Genomic DNA, 22,661 nt, shown 5'->3' on the forward strand with positions numbered 1-22,661 from the left:
GAGATAACTAATAATCAGTAGTTAGTAGTTAGTAGTTTCTACTAACTACTAACTAATTACTTAAAAATCTAAAATCGGCCAATCTGGTTCACGATAATAGCGTGTCATGTTATCAAACTTTCGCAATTCGACGCGATTGATCGAAAATTCTGGCAAATTAAACAGCCATTGTTCATTCAATTCAGAAAGCATTGTGCTGAAGCTTACACGGTCTAAGTCAGATGAAACCTCCCCAAAATAGGCTAATGTAACATGGGCTGTAAAATGATAATGCTGCTCAATACCCAAAGCAATTAACTTGGGATTTTGATAAATTGTTCGACGAAATTTAATAATTTCCTCGTAGCAGCGTTCATCTTGAGGTACTAAACAAACGGCTATCGCTCTTGGCATCAGTATCAGTCCGAGCATTTGCCATTGAATTGGATGACTCCTATTTGTCATCAATTGTTGATATTGCTGAAAAATTTCAGCCAAACAAGAATGTAACTCCTCGTCAAATTTGGGATTTTTTTCGTAGGCGTCAAGATAAGCATGATCCCAAATTAAATCCGCTAAAGTCAGATGGAAGCTAGCAGAAGGTACAGGTACAATCAAATTACGGTTTACAGGCAACTGTAAAAGTTCCTGTTGGTAAGTCTGTAATTTGGCATAGAAAGCAGAGTTTTGTGATTCTTCTTCTGCTGGCGGGGTAATTAGGGTATAGCCAGGAAAGGACGCTGCTTGTCTCAGCCCAGAATGTGGCTGAAATTTAGAAGATTCCTGAATATGCTGGGCTTGGGATTTGTAGGCTTCTGGCAGCGTCAGTCGTGCTAACCGATTTAAGTAAGTTTGATAGTTGTCGTCCAATCTTCATAGCCTCACGCTCTCACTTGATAGATTTTAGGGAAAATTACCTTAATTAACAGAATGATTTCAAAAGTATTTAGTTTTGGGGACTGGGGAGTGGGGACTGGGGACAGAGTAATTTTCCCCTCCGCACCCTGCACCCCGCCCCTCTGCCTCTTTTCAATGCCCAATGCCCATCTACTAAGAGGTTGATCTATGCCAATGTATGTTTACTGGGGTGAAGATGATTTTGCGATGGAAAAGGCGATCGCTATGCTGCGCGATCGCGTCCTCGATCCCCAATGGACAAGCTTTAATTACACTGCATTCTCCCCCGATCAAGCTGATGCTGCTATCCAGGGGTTAAATCAGGTCATGACGCCTACTTTTGGGGCTGGTGGGCGCTTGGTATGGCTGATAAATACAACCTTGTGTCAGCACTGTCCAGAGAACGTGTTGGCAGAATTGGGGCGATCGCTACCTGTGATTCCCGAAAACTCATTTTTATTGCTCACCAGCCGCAACAAGCCAGATGAACGCCTCAAATCGACGAAATTATTAAAACAGTTTGCGACCGAATTTCGAGAATTTCCTCTGATTCCCCCTTGGAAAACAGAATTACTGGTGCAATCTGTTACTCAAGCAGCCCAGACTGTGGGTGTAAAACTAACTGCCAATACTGCCCAACTGTTGGCAGAATCCGTAGGGAATGATACACGGCTTCTTTACAATGAATTAGAGAAATTGCGGCTATATGCCCAAGGTAGTAATCAGCCTTTAGATACAGATACCATTACAAAGTTAGTAAGAAATACTACTCAAAATAGCTTACAATTAGCAGCAGCAATCAGAACAGGAGATACGGCTAAAGCTTTGACAACCTTAGCAGACTTGAGCAATGCTTCCGAGCCGGGATTACGGATAGTTGCCACACTGATTGGACAATTTCGCACCTGGCTATGGGTGAAGATTATGATCGAAAGTGGTGAGCGCAATCAACAAGCGATCGCTCAGGCTGCTGATATCGGTAATCCCAAACGGCTCTATTTCTTACAGCAAGAAATCAGATTGCTTTCTGTGCAACAGTTAATCTCTTGCTTGCCCCTACTACTAGAATTAGAAGTGAGCCTCAAGCAAGGAGCATCAGAAACATCAACACTCCAGACTAAAATAATCGAACTTTGTCAAGTATGCCGAGGAAATTGACAATCAAATATAAAAACTTGATGTATTGAACAGTTGCCGGAACTTCCAACTCCGAAAATAATTCAAAGTCCTTATAATATCCCTGATGTAGTTCTGGATCACAAACTATATGAAGAAAATTTCCGATTTATTTTCTCTAACTAGCCGAAAGCGAATCCTTACGCAATCATTCCTTTTCGGTGCGATCGCTACTGTGGGTATGATTTCCAATGCTTTTTCATTCAGTTCAAAAGCTTATGGTCAAACTCCAGCGCCAATCGTTAACAATACTGAAATTAACAGCTACGCTCAAGCCGTGCTAGCAATGGAACCAGCGCGTCAAAATGCCTTTGGAGAAATTAAAAAACTTATTGGCAATGGAGAAATTCCTAAAATTGTTTGTAACGATCCTAACAGCATCAATGGTCTTCCAAAGAAGGCTCAAGATATCGCAGTAAATTACTGTAATCACGCTCAAAAAATTGTCGAAGATAATGGTTTAAGATTTGAACAGTTCAACAAAATTACTATAGAACTCCAAAATAATAATATTTTAAAGAGGCAAGTTTACAACACCCTATTACGCCTGCAACAACCTTCTGAGTCTCGGTAAGTATGAAAGGCTTTAAACCAAAGCTCGTAGTGAGTTATAGCATTTCCTGACAACGCAAACGAGCTTTAAATTGCCTTGATTAAACATAGAATAGAGAGATGCAGAACACAGATATAATTGTCATTGGTAGTGGTATTGGCGGTTTAAGTTGTGCTGCTCTTTTAGCACGGTATGGCTTTAATGTAATAGTCTGCGAAAGCCACTCTATTCCTGGTGGTGCCGCCCACAGTTTTGAGCGCAACGGTTTCAAATTTGACTCTGGTCCTTCCCTCTACTCTGGACTTTCTTACAGCCCCTCTGCCAACCCTTTGCGACAAGTGCTAGATGCCATTGGTTCTGAGTTACCATGCGTAACTTACGATACTTGGGGCTGTTGTCTACCAGAAGGTGATTTTGACACGTCAGTTGGTGCCGAACAATTTTGTGAAGTACTGATGAAATTCCGTGGTCATAATGCTGTAACTGAATGGCAGAAACTCCAGCGCGTTATGGAACCATTTGCTAGTGCAGCAATTTCTATACCACCAGCAGCATTACGCTTTGATCTTGGTGCAGTTAGAACTGTAGCCCCCTTTGCCCCATCTTTGGTAAAACATCTAACAGATATCATCAAGTTGACAGGCCCCTTCAGCCGGATTATGAATGATGTTGTTAAAGACCCATTTACTCGAAACTGGCTGAATTTGCTGTGTTTTCTGCTTTCTGGACTGCCCGCAGATGGTACTAGTGCCGCAGAGGTAGCATTTATGTTTGCGGATTGGTATCGACCAGATGCAGTACTGGAATATCCCATTGGTGGTAGTGGTGCTTTAGTTGACACCCTTGTAGAAGGGCTAGAGCGTCACGGAGGAAAGCTGATATTGGGCGCTCATGTGGAGGAAGTGCTAGTAGAAGGCGATCGCGCCGTGGGTGTGCGTCTGCGCGATCGCCAAGAAATTCGGGCAAGTAGAGCAGTGATTTCTAATGCTTCGGTTTGGGACACACTGAAGCTACTACCAGAAAAGGCAATACCCAAACAGTACCGCAGAAAACGACAGGCAACGCCTGAGTGTGATAGCTTTATGCATCTACATTTAGGGATTGATGCTCAAGGATTACAGTCAAATTTGCGGTGTCATTACATCGTCGTTAATAACTGGGAATTGGGCGTAAGCGCACCTCAGAATGTTGTAGTCATATCAATCCCTTCAATTCTCGATCCATCCCTAGCACCACCAGGTAAACACGTGATTCATGTGTATACTCCTGGTAATGAACCGTATGCTATCTGGCAGGGAATGGATAGAAGGAAGCAAGAATATGCCGAACAAAAGCGATCGCGTGCAGAAGTAATGTGGCAAGCGCTACAGCGAATCATTCCAGATATTCGCTCTCGTTGCGAAGTCACACTTATTGGTACACCTCTAACTCACGAACGTTTTCTGCGTCGTCATCAAGGTTCCTACGGCCCAGCAATTCCGGCTGGATCTGGTATGTTTCCTGGCTCTGGCACACCTCTAGCAGGATTGATATGCTGTGGAGACTCGACATTTCCCGGTATTGGTTTACCAGCAGTAGCCGCCAGTGGGATGATTGCTGCCAATACCCTTACATCTGTTAATAAGCATTTAGCTATGCTTCAGGATATCAAGTGTATTTAATTTTTCAGATTGCTATAGTTTGATTTATTCTTGCCGACTTACTTCTTGGTTTACAGACTTGTTCTAATCCACCAAGTTATCTTCTCCAAATTAGAATCTATTTCCTGCCAAAAGCTTGCTGAAGAGTCTGCTTCTCTTGTTGCTGTGAGTATTTTATCTATACTGTCAAAGTTTTTTTCAATCAACTGCTTATCTAGTTTAGGAATATCTAATTTAAGATACTTCAGACGGTTGGGTAACTCTACTTTCTCTTTTGTCGGTAAGTGAGGAATCCGATCAACTTGTTCTAGAATTTTGTCTAATGATGCAATGACTTCTTGTAGGCTTGGCTTTTTCGTTTGTAATTGTAAATCTTTTTCCTCAAAGGTTTCTTCTTGATTATCTAACTTTACCATCATTATTTTGACGAAGAAAATATTGTAATCTACCCCAATCACTTCACCAATTTGATTGTGATATTTTCCACTTTTACTTATCAGTACTATGTCACCTTTCTCAATTCTGTTGTTCATGATTTATCTTTGAATTATGACTTTGGAGATTGTTTGAAAAGTCTAATTTATTACTCGCCTCGGCAATTTGAAATCGTGGATAAACGAGATTTAACCTGCCTCAGCAGGTTAAAAACCCTTGATTTTGTTGTATTAGGGACTTCTAAATAAAAAATATCCAATTAACTCTTGTGGGGTGGGCATCTTGCCATTGGTGTCAACTTAACGTGAAAGCAAGTCTAGAACTAGCTTTTAGATTGCCTCGTTCCCAGTCTTCGACTGGGAATGCCCGTCGTTGAGGCTCCGCCTCTCTTTACTGGCGGCAGAGCCGCCAAGAGCAGCATTTCCAGCCTCCGGCTGGAAACGAGGTTTTAAAGGAGTTTTAGCTTAAGTTGACACCAATGACATCTTGCCCGCTCAGTTTATATGGCTCTCATGTTGCCCACTCCACAATATTGGATAATTTATTTCTTGGAGTTCCCTGATGTCGAATTTAGCGATGCATATTTTTCTGATTTGCTGTCATTGCCACTATCAATAAGCCCATCTTTGACTCGAAAATCTTTGACTTGCCGTAGTTGTTCAATCAGATTTTCACTTATTGTTTTTATCCCCTCAACGCCTGTAATTTTACATCTTTTAGGGGATAAAACAGTTCTGTCCCTTGAAAAGGGGGTAAAAGATGGTTAGGAGCAGGTTTTTTTCAGGATTTTGCGTAAATAAGCTGCTAGCCAATGTTTTGTGTCCAAAGTCCAATATAATACGGTAAATCAATAAACTTATCGGGCATTGCCGTAGGTTTACTGAAATCTAATATTTTTTGACCCCTGAAAGCAGAGTAATAATGTTGACTAAGTTCTCTCCAACCCAGCTGTTAGGTATGGCTTTTGCCTTCCTCCAGAGGTTCCAACAACGAAGAATCCGCACTTTTTCCATACTGTTTGCAGTAGGACTTGGCTTAACTTTGGCTCTCTCTGCTTGTTCTCCAAGTGCAAGCGACAACGCTAACTCTGGCACACCGCAGACAACCCAAACCCCCACCCCTAGTCCAGCAGCTAGCGGTATTACAGTTCGCATCGGCTATCAGAAAGCCTCAACTGTTCTCTATGCGCTGAAAGCAAGAGGGGAATTAGAGAAAGCTTTCGCGGCTTCAGGATCTTCTGTAACTTGGTCGGAATTTCCGGCTGGTCCCCCAATGCTAGAGGCCTTGAATGCAGGGAGTATTGATTTTGGCTATACCGGAGAATCACCACCTATATTTGCTCAAGCTGGGGGTATTCCTTTGGTTTATGTTGCCTACGATCCTTGGAGTCCCAAGGCCGAAGCCATTTTAGTACCTAAGAATTCACCTATTAAAAGTGTAGCTGAACTCAAGGGCAAAAAAGTTGCCTTTGCTAAAGGTTCTAATGCTAACTATCTATTAGTGAAAGCGCTGGAAAAAGCAGGGATACAGTACAGTGACATCAAGCCAGCAACTCTGCCGCCAGCCGATGCTCGTGCTGCTTTTGAGGGAAATAACGTTGATGCTTGGGCAATTTGGGACCCTTACTTGGCCGCAGCAGAAGCAGCAACAGGCGCACGTACTTTAGTAGACGCGACGGGATTAGCCCCTAATCGTGGTTATTATTTGGCTGCAAAATCTTTTGTTGATGCCAAGCCGGATGCTTTGAAAATAGTTTTGGATGGAGTCAAGAAAGTTAGTGACTGGGCAAAAAATAATCCTACTGAAGTTGCTAAGTTTCTTTCCCCAGCCTTGGGTATAGATGCTCCTGTGTTGGAAACAGCAGAAAAGCGGCGTGAGTATGATGTCCTTCCGCTCACTGATGAAGTGATTACTAAACAACAAGAGGTTGCAGATACCTTCTACAAAATTAAATTGATTCCAAAAGAAATCAAAGTTAAAGAAATTGTTTGGCAAGGCAAGTAAGTAATTCGTAATTCGTAATTCGTATTTTTTGAATTACGAATTACAGTGAAGAATAATCACAGCCAAGCAAGTATATACAACTAAATTTAAAAATGTTTTTAGTGAACGATTTATTACTCGATATAAGGTTTTAAAAGGCTACAAGGCAAAGTCATTAAACATTTGTTTTTAGTATCAATACCGTGTTAGAACTTTACAGCTATTATCGTTCAACAGCTTCATACAGAGTCAGGATTGCACTAGAGGTAAAAAAAATCTCTTATCTGTATAGAAGTGTCTCAAAATTACGAAAAGGCGAGGCTGAATTTGTAGATGAGTATCGCAAAATTAACCCTCAAAAATTAGTTCCAACTCTCATTGATGGTAAGGCTATTATCACTCAATCATTAGCTATTATTGAGTATCTGGAAGAACGTTATCCGCAACCAGCACTTTTACCATTAGATACTTTAGCACGAGCTTATACACGACAAATTGCGCTTTTAATCGGCTGTGATATTCATCCCTTGAGCATCATGAGAGTTCGTAAATATTTGACCTCAGCAATAGGTTTAAATCAGGCGGATAAAATGAATTGGTATCACCACTGGCTAGGAGAAGGCTTAAATGCACTCGAAGATATTCTGGCTAACAGTAAATTGTGTGGCAGTTTTTGTTATGGTGACTAGCCAACGATCGCAGATGTATTCCTTGCACCTCAAGTCTATAATGCAGAGCGATTTAAATATTCTTGGCTCTTCCGTACCTGTTATGCTAAAAATGCCTGTAAATAAGTTTCAAATCCTTATTGGTCAATAATAACAGGCATTATGATTACCATTTGAGCCTTCGTGCTGAAATTGAGTTTATAATCGCCTGCAAGCCTTGATTTTAAAGGAAAACTTTGGGGTTTAATTAAAATTTCAGCATAACACCTACTGAAGAACCAAAATAATAGCTGTATAAATAAAGCCGACGCTTAGATAAATCGATAACTTTTCAGTAATATCTCTCAAGCGCAAGAAAGATAAAGGATTTATGAGGATTACTAACAGCGTGACAAATATCTGTAGCTAGAAATACAAAATGATTTCTTGTATTACAGTTTGAAGTAACTGAGCATATTATTTGTAATTTTATAGAATTCTTAACTTTAAATTTATAATTCTAAATTATCTCTGGTTTAGATTAAACATTATAATTTCTTAAGAATTTAGTTTAAATTCAGCGAACAGGTTAACTAGTATTAACTTCCGTTAAAATTGAAGTGCTGCTATAAATACAAAAATATATTTAAATAAGGTCTAATAAATTACTATATAAATCCGGCAGCATTTACTTAGTCATAATTTTAGAACCGTGCAAATTCATTCTCACTCCGAATTTAACCATAGCCGCGATCGCCGTGAACAGGGTTTGCAAATTTTGCTCGATCGCCTTGTTAAAACAATTCAGCGCGATGAGTTAGTGCGGCAAACAACCAATCAGCTCAGAGAATCACTTCAGGTTGATCGCGTGGTGTTGTATTATTTTTACGGGCAGTGGCAAGGACAAGTAACTTTTGAATCATTGAGTTCTCAAGAATTTTCCATACTTGGTTCCACTGGCCCTGATGGTTGTTTTAACGACGAGTATGCTGCTTTATACTTGGCAGGACGGGTAAAGGCGATCGCTGATATTGAATTAGAGCCAATCGAATCTTGTCATCGAGATTTTCTCCGCAATATGCAGGTTCGCGCTAATCTGGTTGTACCAATTTTGATTCCCAGAGGATTATGGGGATTGCTAGCCGCACATCATTGTCAAGGTTCTCATTCTTGGTCGCCATCAGATATAGAAATGATGCAAACAGGGGCACAAACTCTAGCAACAGCCCCTTACATACTAGAAAGTTAAATAATTCGTAATTCGTAATTAAGTTAAAAGGGCGGTTAGAAACCGCGTCTACGCAGGCAAAACTCACCTCCGTGGGTTGAAAATACTCAATTTGATTTTTCTAATCAGGAGAAAGCATTATGAAATTTGGTTTCACGGTAATCTGGGTAGACGATGTAGTTAAAACCGTTGAGTTTTACGAAAAAGCATTTGGTCTGGTTCGTCGCACTCTCCAAGATAGGGGGCAGTTTACCTGGGCTGAAATCGAAACCGGAAACACCACACTAGCTTTTTCTTCTAGTAGCGAAGCCCAAAAGTTATTTCCTGGCGGCTTCCATGCCAACGATGCCACACAACCACCGACATTAATCGAGATATCATTTATCACTCCTGATGTTGGCAGTGCTTACATGAGAGCGATCGGGGCTGGTGCAAAAGCGTTAGATGCTCCTAAAGCCCAGCCTTGGGGACAAACGCTCGCTCGTGTCCGCGATCCTAATGGCGTGCTGGTGTCGTTGGTGAGTGGCTAGTACCGCAAGGTGGAATTAAAAATTGAAAATTGATGCGACCAGTCTAACAATCTGTTTGTACCTGATATAACGTGATTTGTCAGTTTTACATAGCAGTGTCTTAGGTACATTAATAATCGCTGTATTATTGAACTTAGCTACTATAATCAAAATTCTTCTTCTTTAATTTTGCGTGTCACAGGATTGAGGCAGACATCCAAAACTCTTGCTGTAACTCACGCTCTACTACAATTTGTGACACTATCTATAATTTGTATAATTTATTTACACAACACAAACTTCCTAACCATTAAATATGGATAGAATTGCTGCATAAATCTTTTAACTACCTCCGATAAGTTAACACAGGTTCCCATTAGGGATACCTGATTCCATATTTTTATTCTGGAATAGCCAATAGGCTTTTCTATCAACAGGACTTTGATTATGACACAACAAATTATTCGTGAAGCACCTGCTCCTGATCCGTTAGAAGGTCAACAGACAAACGAATTCTTCTACGTCCCTGCGCCTAATGAGCCTATTCTTAATGTCAATAACATTCAAGGCAACATTCTCGGTGGGTTCAATAAAGATTACCAGGCCCTTTTGTTCCTGGAAATTGAAAATCCAAACGCCTTCAAGCACTGGCTGGAGTCACAGATCGACTTTATTGCCACCGCCTCAGAAGTGATCGCCTTCAACCGCCTATTCAAGTCCGCCAGAAAACGACGAGGCCGCGAAGGTGCTGTTAAAGCAACCTGGGTTAATATAGCTTTCTCCTTTGAGGGGCTGAAGAAACTAACCAATGATGCCGACTCATTTACAGACACATCCTTTAAAGCTGGGTTAGCAGCACGCGCTGTTGATTTGAACGACCCGGTGGACAAAGATGGTAAGCCTATTGGCTGGGTTGTGGGTGGGCCGGATAATGGCAAAACTGATGTGGTTTTCATCATTGCCAGTGACGATCGCGCAGACTTGCTGGCAGAAGTATCGCGGATCTTAGAAAGCATTGTGGTATTTACAGACGATGAAGGCAAGCCTAAGAGCAGTGGAGCCAAAATTACCTTCTTAGAAGAAGGAGCCAATTTACCCCCACCTCTGTCTGGACATGAGCATTTCGGCAACCTGGATGGAATATCACAACCTGGTATTCGTGGCCGGGTTGCTGATAATCCGAAAGAACTTCTCACTCCTCGGCAGAACCCAGAGAATAAAAATCAGGGCAAACCAGGACAGGATCTTCTTTGGCCAGGAGAGTTTGTTTTTGGCTATGAAGGTCAGAACGATGATGCTAAAACCTTGGAAGATAGCAAAGGTCAGGTTGTATCAGCAGGACTACACTGGGCGAATGATGGCTCTTACCTTGTATTCCGCCGATTGCGTCAAGATGTATACAAGTTCCACCATTTTTTGCACGAAAAGGCTGCCGAGTTAAATACTGACCCACGAAAGGTGAGCGCAAAGCTGATTGGTCGTTGGCCTAGTGGCGCTCCCACTGTCCGCACGCCCGAAAAAGATGCCCCACAATTGGGTGATGATGACAATGCTAACAATGATTTTGAATTCAACGGTGATGATCCACCGAAGGATAATTTCTTCAAAAACGATGTAGTTCCACCTTCCAAGGATGCAACGGGTCTGCGCTGTCCCTTTATTGCCCATACCCGCAAGACTTATCCACGCAACGACAAAACACCAGGAGGTGGAGACCCAGGGCCCGAAGAGATTGACCGCAGTGAAGTTACCACTCAAACACACCGCTTACTCCGTCGCGGCATTCCTTATGGCCCGGTGTCTGCTTCGACGCCAAACAATCCACTAAAAGATCAGAAGTTTGTTGACCGTGGTCTTCACTTTTTGGCTTATCAGACCTCAATTGTAGAGCAGTTTGAGTTTGTAACCCAGAATTGGGCTAACAATCCAAAGTTCAGCAAGGAAGCTGCTACCGGTCACGAGTTTGAAGGGGAATTAACTCTTGGTCACGATCCAATTATTGGTCAAAGTGAAAATAACAAACCCGATGGCGATCGCACACGCAAGTTCTTTATCCACCTTGAGGATGACCAAGGTAAACCTCTAACTAAGGAGTTGACTGCACCTGAAGACTGGGTAATTCCTACTGGTGGTGGCTACTTCTTTGCACCGTCGATTTCTGCTTTGAACGAAGTATTGACAAAATAAAGATTTGATGTAGTCGCATTATATTGCTGGGCAATCGCATGGAACCGCAAACTTCTCAATTTTTGTCTGTCAATAAATGCCAGCACTCATAACACAGTGGTCGATATTATAGGGTTTGTAGACCGCTAGAGAAATTATGAATTATGAATTTTGTTTTGCATCATTCATAATTCATTGATTTTCTCTACTCCCCAATCTCAAACCTCAAATTTTATGGATTCAAATCCAGCCTTGTGTGCTGCGATCGCTCATCACATTACCACCAGTCCGCAGCAGCAAATTACTTTTGCTGAATTTATGGATATGGCACTATACCACCCTGAACATGGCTACTATTCTAGCGATGCTGTCAAAATTGGCTTTCAGGGTGGTGATTTTTTTACCTCTCCTAACCTCTGTGCTGACTTTGGCGAGTTATTAGCAGAACAATTTTTGCAAATGTGGGAGATTTTAGGAAAACCTGTACCCTTTTCTCTGGTAGAAATGGGAGCAGGTCAAGGATTGCTGGCATTGCATATCCTGAAATATCATCAGCTGCACTACCCAGATTTTTTTACCGCGCTAGAGTACATCATTGTTGAAAAGTCCCCAACTCTAAGAGAAGAACAGCAGCAACGCTTGCAAGATTTACCCGTGCGTTGGTGTAGTTTAGAGGATATACCATCCAATGCGATCGCAGGCTGCTTTTTTTCTAACGAGTTAGTAGATGCGCTCCCAGTGCATCAATTTATTCTAGAATCGGGCGAACTCCGAGAAATTTACGTGACAACCCCACAGAACCTAACCCCCCAACCCCCTTCCCTACTAGGTAAGGGTGAGTCCTTCTCCCCTCCCCTCATAGGGGAGGGGCTGGGGGAGAGGTCAAATTTTGCATTTGTAGAAGTCACAGGTGAACCTTCAACGCCCCAAATAGCTGAATATTTGGATTTACTGGAAATCGACTTAACCCAAAGTGCCTATCCAGATGGCTACCGTAGTGAAATTAATTTAGCTGCTTTAAACTGGTTAAGTATAGTAGCAGACCGCTTACAGCGCGGCTATGTGCTAACAATTGATTATGGCTACCCCGCCAGTCGTTACTATAATCCCAGGCGATCGCAAGGAACACTACAGTGTTATTATCATCATCGTTTCCATGACAACCCCTATATTAATATTGGCAGGCAAGATATTACTGCCCATATTGACTTTACGGCTTTAGAGCGCTGGGGCGAGAAGTGTAATTTAGAGAATATTGGTTTTATCCAGCAGGGATTATTTTTAATGGCGTTGGGGTTAGGCGATCGCATTGCGGCCCTTTCCGATCAAAAGCAACCTCTCTCACAGTTACTACAGCGGCGGGACGCACTACACCAACTTATAGATCCCACAGGCTTAGGCGGCTTTGGAGTCCTAATTCAGAGCAAAGGTTTGGAGAAGACAGAAACTTCTCAATCACTAAAAGGATTGACCTTGCCAGAGTAAATGTAAATTTGAAAAGTTAAAACTCTATTTAAGAATGCCGTATCAGCCTTATTTAGACTAGCATAACAGTGATTACTGTAAAGTTAAACACACTACCAAAGTAATAATTATGACTACCCACGACCTGTTAATGCTAGCAACACTACTTACCCCCGGTATTTTACTTTCAGTGATCATTATGGTGACTTTTGCCGCTGGTGGTTGATTGCCAGAGTTAGAAACTAGGGACTGGGAAGTAGGAAAACTGGGATTTAGGATTGTATCTTAAGTCTCAAATAACTACTTCCCAATTAATTGGAATTAAACAATACAAACGCGATGTCCACGATGGGCTGTAACGCTCGTGACGCTAGTGCTGTCGAGCGTCTGACTCGCTAACACGTCATTAAAGGAACTTAAAAAATGAAGGTGGCATTTCTGGGAACTGGACTGATGGGACTACCAATGGCTCAAAGGTTATTAGCCGCAGATATACAGCTAGTTGCCTACAATCGCACCCCAGAAAAATTAGCACCACTACAAGCTGCTGGGGCTGAAATTGTCACACATCCCCGCCACGCTATTCGCGCTGCTGAGTGCGTAATTCTCATGCTCACTAATGCCTCGGCCATTTATAATGTGTTGCTTTCAGATACAGCTTGGCAAACCTTAGAAGGACGCACAATCATTCAAATGGGAACAATTACTCCCACAGAAAGCCAGGAAATTAGAAATGCAGTTGTTGCGGGTGGTGGTGAGTATTTAGAAGCACCTGTATTAGGGAGTATCCCAGAAGCAAAAGCTGGTAAGTTGAGTGTTATGGTAGGAGCCGAGCCAGAACAATATCAACGCCACTTAAAATTACTCCAAAATTTTGGGACTGAACCTTTACTTATAGGCCCAGTGGGATCTGCGGCGGCGCTCAAATTGGCACTCAATCAACTAATAGCTTCCCTAACAACTAGCTTTGCTCTGAGTCTAGCTTTTGTGCAGCGCCAAGGTGTGGATGTAGATGTGTTTATGCAAATATTGCGCGACAGTCCACTCTACGCACCTACCTTTGATAAAAAGCTACAACGGATGTTGGATGGCAACTATGCCGATCCAAATTTCCCTACAAAACATTTGCTTAAAGATACAGAATTGTTTATCTCAGAAGCGAAATCTCAGAGTTTGGATCTCAGTAGTATTAAAGGAGTGCGGCAAATTTTGCAAACAGCCGTGAAAATGTCATTTGCTGATGATGATTACTCATCACTATTTTCTGTAATTAAGGAATGGGGAGAAGCGATCGGGGATTGAAGTAGGCAGTCCTGATGAAACAAGTTTCAAAAGCCTTGAATGAAAGAATAGCTTGGGACTGGGGACTGGGGATTAGTATTTTTACTCAGCACGGGCTAAACCTTAGCTATCCGCTAACAGCACTTTCAAGTAAGAAGGCAATAGAGTTCAGTTAAGCTTCTCTTCCTTTGCGTCCAACTCTTACGAGACGCTGCGCGTAGCTTGCTTCTCCGTAGGAGTATGCGTCCTTAATCTTGTTTTGCTTATTGATTTTCTCAAAACTCTAATTATTCAGAGTGTTAAATACTACTTGTATTTGACATAAATGAGTAGCTGCACTGGGGCTGTGATAGCGTATTCTAATACGCTGCAATAATCTTGATTTTCTTAAGAAATCGTACTGATAAGTGAGCGATCGCTAACTGGTTGTTTTATAGAAATAAGTGCTAGCAGCTTTGTCTCAGCTACTCAATTAAATGACATACTTACTATGCTGAATCCAGATTATCAGAGAACTGTTGAGGAACTGCGTAAGTTAGCCTCTATGTTTTGGCCTTCAGAATTATCGAGACAAGAAGCTGAACTTAGCATCATTCCAAAACTCATTGAAACTCAAGACCAATTTATTGCCATTTTGAGCGTTGATGTGTCTAGCTTAGAGGGATTATTTCAAATTGTTAATTCTTCAAATATGTCAGCAAATCTCTTTTTAAAACATTTACTCGTGCTAGCTGATTTTGGCGGTGAAATGCTTCAGCGATTAAACAGTCAATTTAACTCAATCTTCCCTTTGGGAGAGTTAGATTATTTATGGAATACACAAAAATATAACTATAGTTTTCGAGTGTTGCCTGTATTGGGTCAACTCAATAACAATAAACTTGGCATCAGTGGCAAAAAATTACTAGAAAATCAACCTCTTTCAGAACTGCACAAAGACATAATAGCTGTAGTTTTGTTTAGTGGTAGTTCTATTGATGAAAAAACAGCAGAGATACTAGCAAAGTGTGAAATCGGTAACTATATCGGTCTACCAGATAAATTGCAAAAATTTATCAAACAAAGATATATATGGGTTAGTCGTATCACTGCTGGCTCTCAATCAAATACTTTAGGACAAATTACTCAAACTTTAGTTAAAAAATATTTAGAAGATAATCTTAATATTCCTAGTGTTAATATTAAGGCAAATGGTCATTTACCAGGTATAAGTCATACCGAATCTAACGATCGTCCAACAACGTTTGATATTGTAGCTTCTAAGGAAGATAAGTATGTAGGAATAGAGGTCAGCTTTCAGGTCACTACAAATAGTGTGATCGAGCGTAAAGCAGGACAAGCTAAATCTCGCTTTGAGCAAATTGAAACACTTGGATATAAAATAGGTTATGTATTGGATGGTGCTGGCAACTTCCAAAGAGAAAATGCCCTGAGAACAATTTGTTCATATAGTCATTGTACAGTGGCATTTTCTCTTAAAGAGCTTGATGTGCTTTGTAATTTTTTAAAGGAATATTTTTTGTAAAAACAAGTAAGCCTAAGTAATATATTAAAGTTTGGGATAAAAGTAACTTAATATCTATGCATAAAATTCGGTTTGTGGATTTATTTTCAGGAATAGGGGGAATTAGATTAGCCTTTGAACAGGCGGCTCATTCTTTAAATATAGAAAGTGAATGCATTTTAAGCAGTGAAATTAATACAGATGCTCAATTAGTTTATGAAAAAAACTTTGCTCAAACAGCTTTAGGTGACATTCGATTAATTGATCAACTACCAGAACATGAATTTTTACTCGCTGGATTTCCTTGCCAATCTTTTTCTCATGCTGGCAAAAAAGAAGGCTTTGTCGATACACGAGGCACACTATTTTTTGAAATAACAAGATTACTTGATACCTATAAACCACAAGCTTTTATTTTTGAGAATGTTCGAGGTCTTTATAGTCACGATCAAGGGCGAACATTAGCAACAATCAAGCATGAAATTCAAAAAAGAGGTTATAGTTTTCAGGCTTTTTTACTCAATAGTGCCAACTTTGGCTTACCGCAAAATCGTGTCCGCATTTATTTGGTAGGAATTTTAGATGCTTCTCCCACTTTTGACTTAATTTCTGACGTGGGCCCTAAAGACTCCCATTCATATAATCCTCAGCAGTTATCTTTGTTTTATCCACCAAAAAAATCTGTGACTGTCGCTGATATTTTGGAAAGTAATCCAAATGAAAAGTATGATTGTTCACCAAGCTTTGTCAATGCGTTGAAACGAATATTTAATCATGATTTAAATCGCTTACATGGAATCAGGCTAATTGATTATCGGGGTGGAAACTCTATTCATTCCTGGGATTTAGGATTGCGTGGCGAGTGTAGTGCTGAGGAAATTCAACTAATGAACCGTTTCATATTAAAGAGACGGAATAAACAATTTGGACAAGAACAAGATGGCAAATTATTAACTCAAGAGCAAATATCTAGCTTTTTTGAACATCCCAATTTAGGCGAGATTTTGAATTCACTAGTTACAAAAAAATATTTAAAACTTATTAATGATAAATACAAACCTGTATCAGGTAACTTTTCATTTGAAGTTTATAAATTTGTAGATCCAAATAAGATTTCGGTAACGCTGGTTGCTAGTGATGCTAATAGATTGGGAGTTTATCACAATCAGAGAGTGCGGCGACTAACTCCACGAGAAGCTGCAAGACTGCAAGGCTTTCCTGATAGCTTTATACTTCATCCCAATGATGATAAGGCTTACCATCAACTAGGAAATTCTGTGAGTATTAATGTAGTTAAAGCTGTGGCTCAAGAAGTGATTATAAAAACCTTATACTCTACTCAAGAAAGAATGGAAAAATCTAAGCTCACACTTCCTGAATCTTTGAATTATCTTTATTAACTGGTAGTCAGGAAAAGAGTTTGGTCTTGAGTAAATTCTATAATATTTGTTGAAAAAAATACCGCAAGGATGATAGCGCAAGGATTAATAGAGGAGAGAAACATCTAGTAGGAATGAACGCGTTGAAAGGACTGGCTATATCGCAATACGGTTCAGTTAAGGCTAAAACTCTTTGTCAAAGTGAATTTTTTTAACGTAGACGCAGAGCGACTTGCCGTAGGCTACGACAGAACAAAGAAATGCTTAACTGAACCGTAGGCTATATCGACCCCAATGGGCAAGGTATTGCAATGCCATATCCCTGTGCATAATCAATTCCTAATGCCCTAATTCGCTCTAAAATCGCATCATTCTCTACAAACTCAGCAATCGTCTTAATACCCATCACACTACTAATGTGCGTCATTGCTGTCACGATCGCATTATCCACAGGATTATCGATAATGTTACGAATAAAGCTGCCGTCAATTTTGAGGTAATCCACAGGCAGAGACTTAAGATAGGCAAACGACGACATCCCCACCCCAAAATCGTCTAACGCGAAGCTACAGCCCATCCGTTGAAGTGACTCAATGAACTGCTTGGCTTTGTTCAAGTTGGCGATCGCCACAGTTTCGGTAATCTCAAAGCAAATGCACTCAGGTGAGATGGAGTATAGGGTAAACTGCTGATACAGAAAGTGAATAAACTGATCGTCGTTGATGCTAGAGCCAGAAAGGTTAATCGCATACATGATTTGTTTATCGCCAACAGCCCTTGTCCAATTCTTGAACAGAGTCCGAATCACCCAGCGATCGATCAGGTACATCAAGTCGTAGCGTTCTGCTGCTGGAATAAATGTCATCGGCAACACTAAATTTCCCTTTTCATCCCGGAGCCGCAGCAGTACTTCATAATAGTCGCCGTTTTGAGCTGCTGGGGTGATAGCAGCAATAGGTTGAATATAGAGACAAAACCAATCACTTTCCAAGGCTTGAGAAATGCGGCTGGCCCACTGCATCTCCCCGCGTTGTTGCACTCGCTCCTGGTCGTCAGTCTGAGCAACGTACACGCGATTGCGCCCCCGATTCTTTGCGGTATAGCAAGCTGCGTCAGCCCTGCTGATAATCTCTGTAACACTCTCGCTATTCGTGTCGATACTGACTAAGCCGATACTTGCTCCAATTGAGAATACCTGCTCTTGCCAAACAAACCGGAACTCTTGAACACACGAAAGCAGCTCATTGGCAACTAGTAAAGCTTGCTCCAGTGTACACTGATTGAGCAATAGGCCAAATTCATCGCCCCCTAACCGTGCCAGTGTGTCAGTTTTCCGAATTTTATCCTGCAATAGGATAGTAATTTGACGCAATAATTTGTCTCCAGCCACATGACCACAGGTATCATTTACGATTTTGAAGTGATCGAGATCCAAATAGCACAACGCATGAACCTCGTAGTCTAATTTGGTAAAACGCAATGCTTGTTCAATCCGCTGCTCAAACTCCTGGCGATTTACCAATCCGGTTAAGGCATCATGGCTTGCCTGCCAGAATAGCTGACGTGAAAACTCGCGGTTCTGAGTCACGTCACGAAACACCATAACCCCGCCAATAATTTGTCCGTCACGATTGTGAATGGGCGCAGCTGAATCTTGAATCGCAATTTCTTGATTATTCTGATTAATTAAGACGGTATGTTTTGCTAAATTCACAGTTCGATTTTCCTGTAACGCTTGCTCAACTGGGTTCTGAACTTTCTCCCGTGTTGTTTCATGCACAATTCCAAAGACTTCTTCTAACAGCAACCCTTCTGCGGATGCTTCACTACATGCAAGCAGAGATTTTGCAACCGGATTGAGGTATTGAATTTTGCCAAAGGTATCTGTGGTCAGAACTGCATCTCCGATGGATTGCAATGTCACCTGGGCTAATTCTTTTTCTTGAAAAAGTGTTTCTTCGATTTCCTTGAAGTCTGTGATGTCGTATCCCACCGATTGAAATTCCAGAAAGCATCCTTGCTCGTCAAATATCATGCGGTTATGCCACTTAGTCCAACACACCCGATCTCCCTGAAGGACGCGATTTTCAATGATGACAACAGGATTATCAGCACTAATTAAAGCTACAAATTCAGCAACTCGCTGCCGATCTGCCTCCAAGATCATGGGTTGATCGGGGCGGGCGATCAGTTCCTCTGGCGATCGCCCAAAATAAAGCGCAAAAGCTTGATTGAAAAACGTGAGTGTGCCGTCTGGTAAATATCGGGCAATCAGTTCAGTCTGATCTTCTACAATGGCACGGTAGCGAATCTCGCTTTGTGCGATCGCAATTTCTGCCTGCTTGAGTAAGCGAAGCTCATCGTAGACATCGCTGATTTTCCGCTCTAGTTCTCGGTTGGCTACCAACAGTCGTCCATAACTGGAGAAAGTAAGTGCCTTTGGTATCAACTCTCTCAATGGAATATCTATGTACAGTACTCCGAAAGCCGTGATGGCTTTGATGCAACTACTTAGCCAATGTTTATAAGCCAATACAATAACCTTCGCCAAAAAAAGAGTATGAAGAAAAATGTTCTCTATCTTTCATTTCGGTAACTTCAGACTAAGAGGTTGTTTGAAAAGTAGTTAGCTGTGATTTTAGGCACTTCTTGATCCTCCCTAACCCTCCTTAAAAAAGAGGGGGGAACGGAATTAAAGTCCCGCAATTTATTGGGGATTTAGGGGAACTAAAACGTTTTGCTACCAACAACAGGACTTTTCAAATAACCCCTAAATTAATATTCTGGATAAGTCTCCAGTAGATGCTGAAATACTGCTAAAGCTTGCAGATAAAGCGGCTCGGCTTGGTCGTGGCGTCCTTGCTCAGAACAAACTGCTGCCATCAGCGCTCAATCTGTATTTATGTAGCATTACAGATATCCGCTTGATGTTAAGTCTTGCCAAGGTTTGAGATGTATAATCTGAGCGTATAAAGTTTGAGTTGATGATAAATATTTACAAACTTTACAATACCTTCGCTTTATTTACCGAAAAATAGGCAAGAAGAAACGGAACAATATTTTTGGCAATTAATATCAATTTTCTGTCTGCAATAACCAAAAACCGCTATAAGTCATCCCAGAATCATCTGGTTGCACTAACAAAAAATGCAATCCTCGGCAATGCTTTTTGCGTTGTTCAAATGCTTGGGCTGCTGTTGTAACTTCTGGATCTTCAAATGTGGCAACAATCCACCTATCGACTAAACCAGCTTCTAATATTAAGCCATCTGGTGCGCCAGAGATATAGTTTAATGCTACAGAACGGGCTTGCTGCAACCAGCGTGCTAGGCGCATTGATTGCCGTCCACCATAAATTACGACACCAGGGACGGGTAATGTTGACGCTAAACCCAAATTGATGGGTTTGAGATGTTCTGGGATGTGCAAAATGGGGATGGGGCGATCGCTAAATCTCGTTTCTACATCACTAGCAGCTAGAGTCGCAAAACGCCATTGTTCACCCCAGAGATTTTCGGGTAATGGCGCTGGGGGTGGTTTATCCAGCATTGAAAGATATTGCTTTTCTTGTAACCACTGCTTTAATGCCAAGGTGTAGCGGGTAGGTTCGACATTAATACCTAAATTCCGTCCAGCCGCCTCAATTAAACTGAGAGACTGAGGACGAAACACCTGAATCACATCCGGCAATTTTTCCCCAGCTGCTAGTTCAAGTTGAGCAGCAACCCAATTAGAATTTGCTGCTGACTGGAGACAGGTAGCTTCGTACTTAAAGCTGCGAGTTGCGTCACAAATCAACAACTCCCATAAAATTTGTCCAGATGCATCCTGTAAGGGACGACGATAAAAATCAACCTGCCAAATTTTCATATTTATGTGGGGAGTGGGATGAGGGAGATGAGGGAGATGAGGGAGAAATAACCAATACCCCATCCCATGTCCAATGACTAATGACTAATTTAAAAAGCCTGAATCCATTCTTTGACAGAATATTCAGTCCAGATGCCATTTTTCCAGTAGGGATCATTTTCAATTAACTCGCGCACAGTGGCTTCGTCTTCGGCTTCGTAAATCCCAAAAACTTTTGTGACATCCTTGGTAGGGCCGATAGTAATCAGCACACCGGATTCTTTCTGTTTTGCTAATCCGTCTAAATGAGCTTGACGGTAGGGGACGCGTTTTTCGAGAACATCTTCGCTGTAAGTCCCCCAAAGTACATATTTAGGCATAATTGCTTGTTACTCCTACTGGTTAATAAGATATTACTCATCCCAGAATGCTCAAAGCTGAATAGTTTTCGCCGACTGGTTGAATAACAAATCTCGTGATTTATCTGGATCGAGCGCTTGAGTTTTCAAGGCTTCGGCTTTCTCGTAGGCGCGAATTGTTGCCGGACGGGCTTTAACTGTCTCAAACCAGCGCTTGACGTGAGGAAAATCCTCTAGATTTTGACTTTGGCGTTCATGGGGCACAATCCAGGGATAGGCGGCAATATCGGCGATGGAATAATCGCCAGCTACAAATTCTCGATCTGCTAATTGCTTATTCAGTACTGCATATAAGCGTCCTGTCTCATTCACGTAGCGGTTAATGGCATATTCAATCTTTTCGGGAGCATAGCCGCTAAAGTGATGATTTTGTCCCGCCATTGGTCCTAGTCCTGCCATTTGCCAGAACAGCCATTCTAAAACTTGAGTGCGATGACGTATATCTTGGGGAATTAATTTCCCAGTTTTTTCTGCCAAATATAGCAAGATTGCCCCAGACTCAAATACCGAAATTGGCGCACCTCCATCTGCTGGTTCGTGGTCAACGATCGCTGGAATCCGATTGTTAGGAGAAACTTTTAAAAACTCTGGCTTAAATTGATCCCCAGCCCCAATATTCACAGGAATTATGGTATAGGGTAAGCCGACTTCTTCCAAGAAAATCGTAATTTTATGACCGTTGGGGGTTGTCCAATAATAAAGTTCAATCATGGTTATTTTTCCTCAAATTGTGCGATTCTTTTTTAAGTGAATAGTGCGGACACCTGTTTCGGATTTCTCACAAAATCTGAAAACAGGAGGCAAAAGTTGCGAAAATGTATATACAGTAAGCATTTTAGCACTTAATACCTAAAAGTATTGTCCTATGTCAGGAATGGAGCTACAGCCCCATACTTGACTATTGTGCTGCGCCATTACTGATTTTGTATTACCAAAAAAGACGAGATGGTTAAAAAAATTAACTTTTTAGTTTCTGGATTTGATATTTTCAGGTTTTGCCTGGGAATCCTTGTTTAAAGGTCAATCTCAAATCGATAACTTCAGGCTACGTGGTTAAACCTATTTTAGATCCCCGTCTGAGAGGTTATTTGAAAAGCCTAAATTAGTACTGCCCTGGCGATTAGAAATCGCACGCTAGTTGCTCATCGGGAAACCCCCTTGGCGCTAGCCTCTCCCTTTGGGAGAAGACCACACTGGCTTGGCTATACAGACGAAACCCACCTCCGTGGGTTTAAAAGACCTAGTTTTTGGTTAGTCCACGCAGGCGGACAATGCCAGTGTAGTAGCGAATTATATGAGACTGTTGGCGAATTAATAGGGGGTCTAACTCATTAGTCTGATTTGGGTCAGTTTCAACTGACTTGAGCTATTAGCCCGAAATTTATTTCAGGGCGGGAAAACAACGCCAAACCAATGTTTTAGGGGTGAGGGGTCAAACCCACCGTGAATTGACCAACAGTCTCATTATATTCGCCCTAAACTTTTCAACATCCTCTGAAAATGTCTAAAATGCTTGAATTTGGAATTGTTAACGATGGAGGTGTAATCCGAA

At 41.4% G+C, this 22,661-nt stretch carries 18 protein-coding genes; 12 read left to right on the forward strand and 6 right to left on the reverse strand.

Annotated features, from left to right (window positions below; genetic code table 11):
- Nucleotides 1-60 precede the first annotated feature (60 nt).
- Nucleotides 61-849 carry a DUF1868 domain-containing protein gene (locus V7L07_RS07165; RefSeq protein ID WP_335056314.1) on the reverse strand — a complete coding sequence of 263 codons (789 nt, stop codon included), beginning with the start codon at nt 847-849 and terminating at the stop codon, nt 61-63.
- A gap of 195 nt (nt 850-1,044) precedes the next feature.
- Here V7L07_RS07165 and holA point away from each other — a divergent pair, with 195 nt between their 5' ends.
- The 3 genes from holA to V7L07_RS07180 all read left to right on the forward strand — a co-directional run bounded on the left by holA (nt 1,045) and on the right by V7L07_RS07180 (nt 4,266).
- The gene (gene holA / locus V7L07_RS07170; protein WP_335056316.1) at nt 1,045-2,034 is read left to right on the forward strand and encodes a DNA polymerase III subunit delta; all 990 of its coding nucleotides are present in this window, start codon (nt 1,045-1,047) and stop codon (nt 2,032-2,034) included.
- 109 nt (nt 2,035-2,143) lie between these two features.
- Complete coding sequence (locus tag V7L07_RS07175; protein ID WP_335056318.1) at nt 2,144-2,626, forward strand: DUF4168 domain-containing protein; 483 nt, start codon at nt 2,144-2,146, stop codon at nt 2,624-2,626.
- A 98-nt stretch (nt 2,627-2,724) separates the two neighbouring features.
- Nucleotides 2,725-4,266, forward strand: a complete 1,542-nt coding sequence (locus V7L07_RS07180) for a phytoene desaturase family protein (protein ID WP_335056320.1) — start codon at nt 2,725-2,727, stop codon at nt 4,264-4,266.
- Between the two features lie 50 nt (nt 4,267-4,316).
- Here the strand turns inward: V7L07_RS07180 and V7L07_RS07185 are convergent, their stop codons facing one another.
- Nucleotides 4,317-4,778 (reverse strand): hypothetical protein, encoded by a 462-nt coding sequence (locus V7L07_RS07185; RefSeq protein ID WP_335056322.1) that lies wholly within the window; start codon nt 4,776-4,778, stop codon nt 4,317-4,319.
- Nucleotides 4,779-5,601: 823 nt separating this feature from the next.
- On the opposite strand from V7L07_RS07185, the gene V7L07_RS07190 reads away from it, so the two are divergent.
- The 9 genes from V7L07_RS07190 to dcm all read left to right on the forward strand — a co-directional run bounded on the left by V7L07_RS07190 (nt 5,602) and on the right by dcm (nt 16,862).
- Complete coding sequence (locus tag V7L07_RS07190) at nt 5,602-6,684, forward strand: sulfonate ABC transporter substrate-binding protein (RefSeq protein ID WP_335056324.1); 1,083 nt, start codon at nt 5,602-5,604, stop codon at nt 6,682-6,684.
- Nucleotides 6,685-6,866: 182 nt separating this feature from the next.
- Entirely contained in the window at nt 6,867-7,352 is a 486-nt protein-coding gene (gene maiA, locus V7L07_RS07195; RefSeq protein WP_335056326.1) for a maleylacetoacetate isomerase, read from the forward strand.
- A 670-nt stretch (nt 7,353-8,022) separates the two neighbouring features.
- Complete coding sequence (locus V7L07_RS07200) at nt 8,023-8,559, forward strand: GAF domain-containing protein (RefSeq protein ID WP_335056328.1); 537 nt, start codon at nt 8,023-8,025, stop codon at nt 8,557-8,559.
- A gap of 119 nt (nt 8,560-8,678) precedes the next feature.
- Nucleotides 8,679-9,068, forward strand: a complete 390-nt coding sequence (locus V7L07_RS07205; protein ID WP_335056330.1) for a VOC family protein — start codon at nt 8,679-8,681, stop codon at nt 9,066-9,068.
- 426 nt (nt 9,069-9,494) lie between these two features.
- Nucleotides 9,495-11,234, forward strand: coding sequence for a Dyp-type peroxidase (locus V7L07_RS07210; RefSeq protein WP_335056332.1), 1,740 nt, complete (start codon nt 9,495-9,497; stop codon nt 11,232-11,234).
- 213 nt (nt 11,235-11,447) lie between these two features.
- Complete coding sequence (locus V7L07_RS07215) at nt 11,448-12,698, forward strand: class I SAM-dependent methyltransferase (protein ID WP_335056334.1); 1,251 nt, start codon at nt 11,448-11,450, stop codon at nt 12,696-12,698.
- A 402-nt stretch (nt 12,699-13,100) separates the two neighbouring features.
- The gene (locus V7L07_RS07220) at nt 13,101-13,979 is read left to right on the forward strand and encodes an NAD(P)-dependent oxidoreductase (protein WP_335056336.1); all 879 of its coding nucleotides are present in this window, start codon (nt 13,101-13,103) and stop codon (nt 13,977-13,979) included.
- Nucleotides 13,980-14,448: 469 nt separating this feature from the next.
- Nucleotides 14,449-15,483, forward strand: coding sequence for a restriction endonuclease (locus tag V7L07_RS07225; protein ID WP_335056338.1), 1,035 nt, complete (start codon nt 14,449-14,451; stop codon nt 15,481-15,483).
- Between the two features lie 74 nt (nt 15,484-15,557).
- Nucleotides 15,558-16,862, forward strand: coding sequence for a DNA (cytosine-5-)-methyltransferase (dcm, locus tag V7L07_RS07230; RefSeq protein WP_335056340.1), 1,305 nt, complete (start codon nt 15,558-15,560; stop codon nt 16,860-16,862).
- 259 nt (nt 16,863-17,121) lie between these two features.
- On the opposite strand, the gene V7L07_RS07235 is transcribed toward dcm, so the two are convergent.
- From V7L07_RS07235 to V7L07_RS07250, 4 genes are all read right to left on the reverse strand, one after another.
- Nucleotides 17,122-19,374, reverse strand: a complete 2,253-nt coding sequence (locus tag V7L07_RS07235; RefSeq protein ID WP_335056342.1) for an EAL domain-containing protein — start codon at nt 19,372-19,374, stop codon at nt 17,122-17,124.
- 542 nt (nt 19,375-19,916) lie between these two features.
- Complete coding sequence (locus V7L07_RS07240) at nt 19,917-20,711, reverse strand: Tab2/Atab2 family RNA-binding protein (protein WP_335056344.1); 795 nt, start codon at nt 20,709-20,711, stop codon at nt 19,917-19,919.
- An 89-nt stretch (nt 20,712-20,800) separates the two neighbouring features.
- Nucleotides 20,801-21,070 (reverse strand): YciI family protein, encoded by a 270-nt coding sequence (locus V7L07_RS07245; protein WP_335056347.1) that lies wholly within the window; start codon nt 21,068-21,070, stop codon nt 20,801-20,803.
- Between the two features lie 51 nt (nt 21,071-21,121).
- Nucleotides 21,122-21,820, reverse strand: coding sequence for a glutathione binding-like protein (locus V7L07_RS07250; protein WP_335056349.1), 699 nt, complete (start codon nt 21,818-21,820; stop codon nt 21,122-21,124).
- Nucleotides 21,821-22,661 lie beyond the last annotated feature (841 nt).

The organism is Nostoc sp., from assembly GCF_036916985.1.
Taxonomy (GTDB): Bacteria; Cyanobacteriota; Cyanobacteriia; order Cyanobacteriales; family Nostocaceae; genus Nostoc.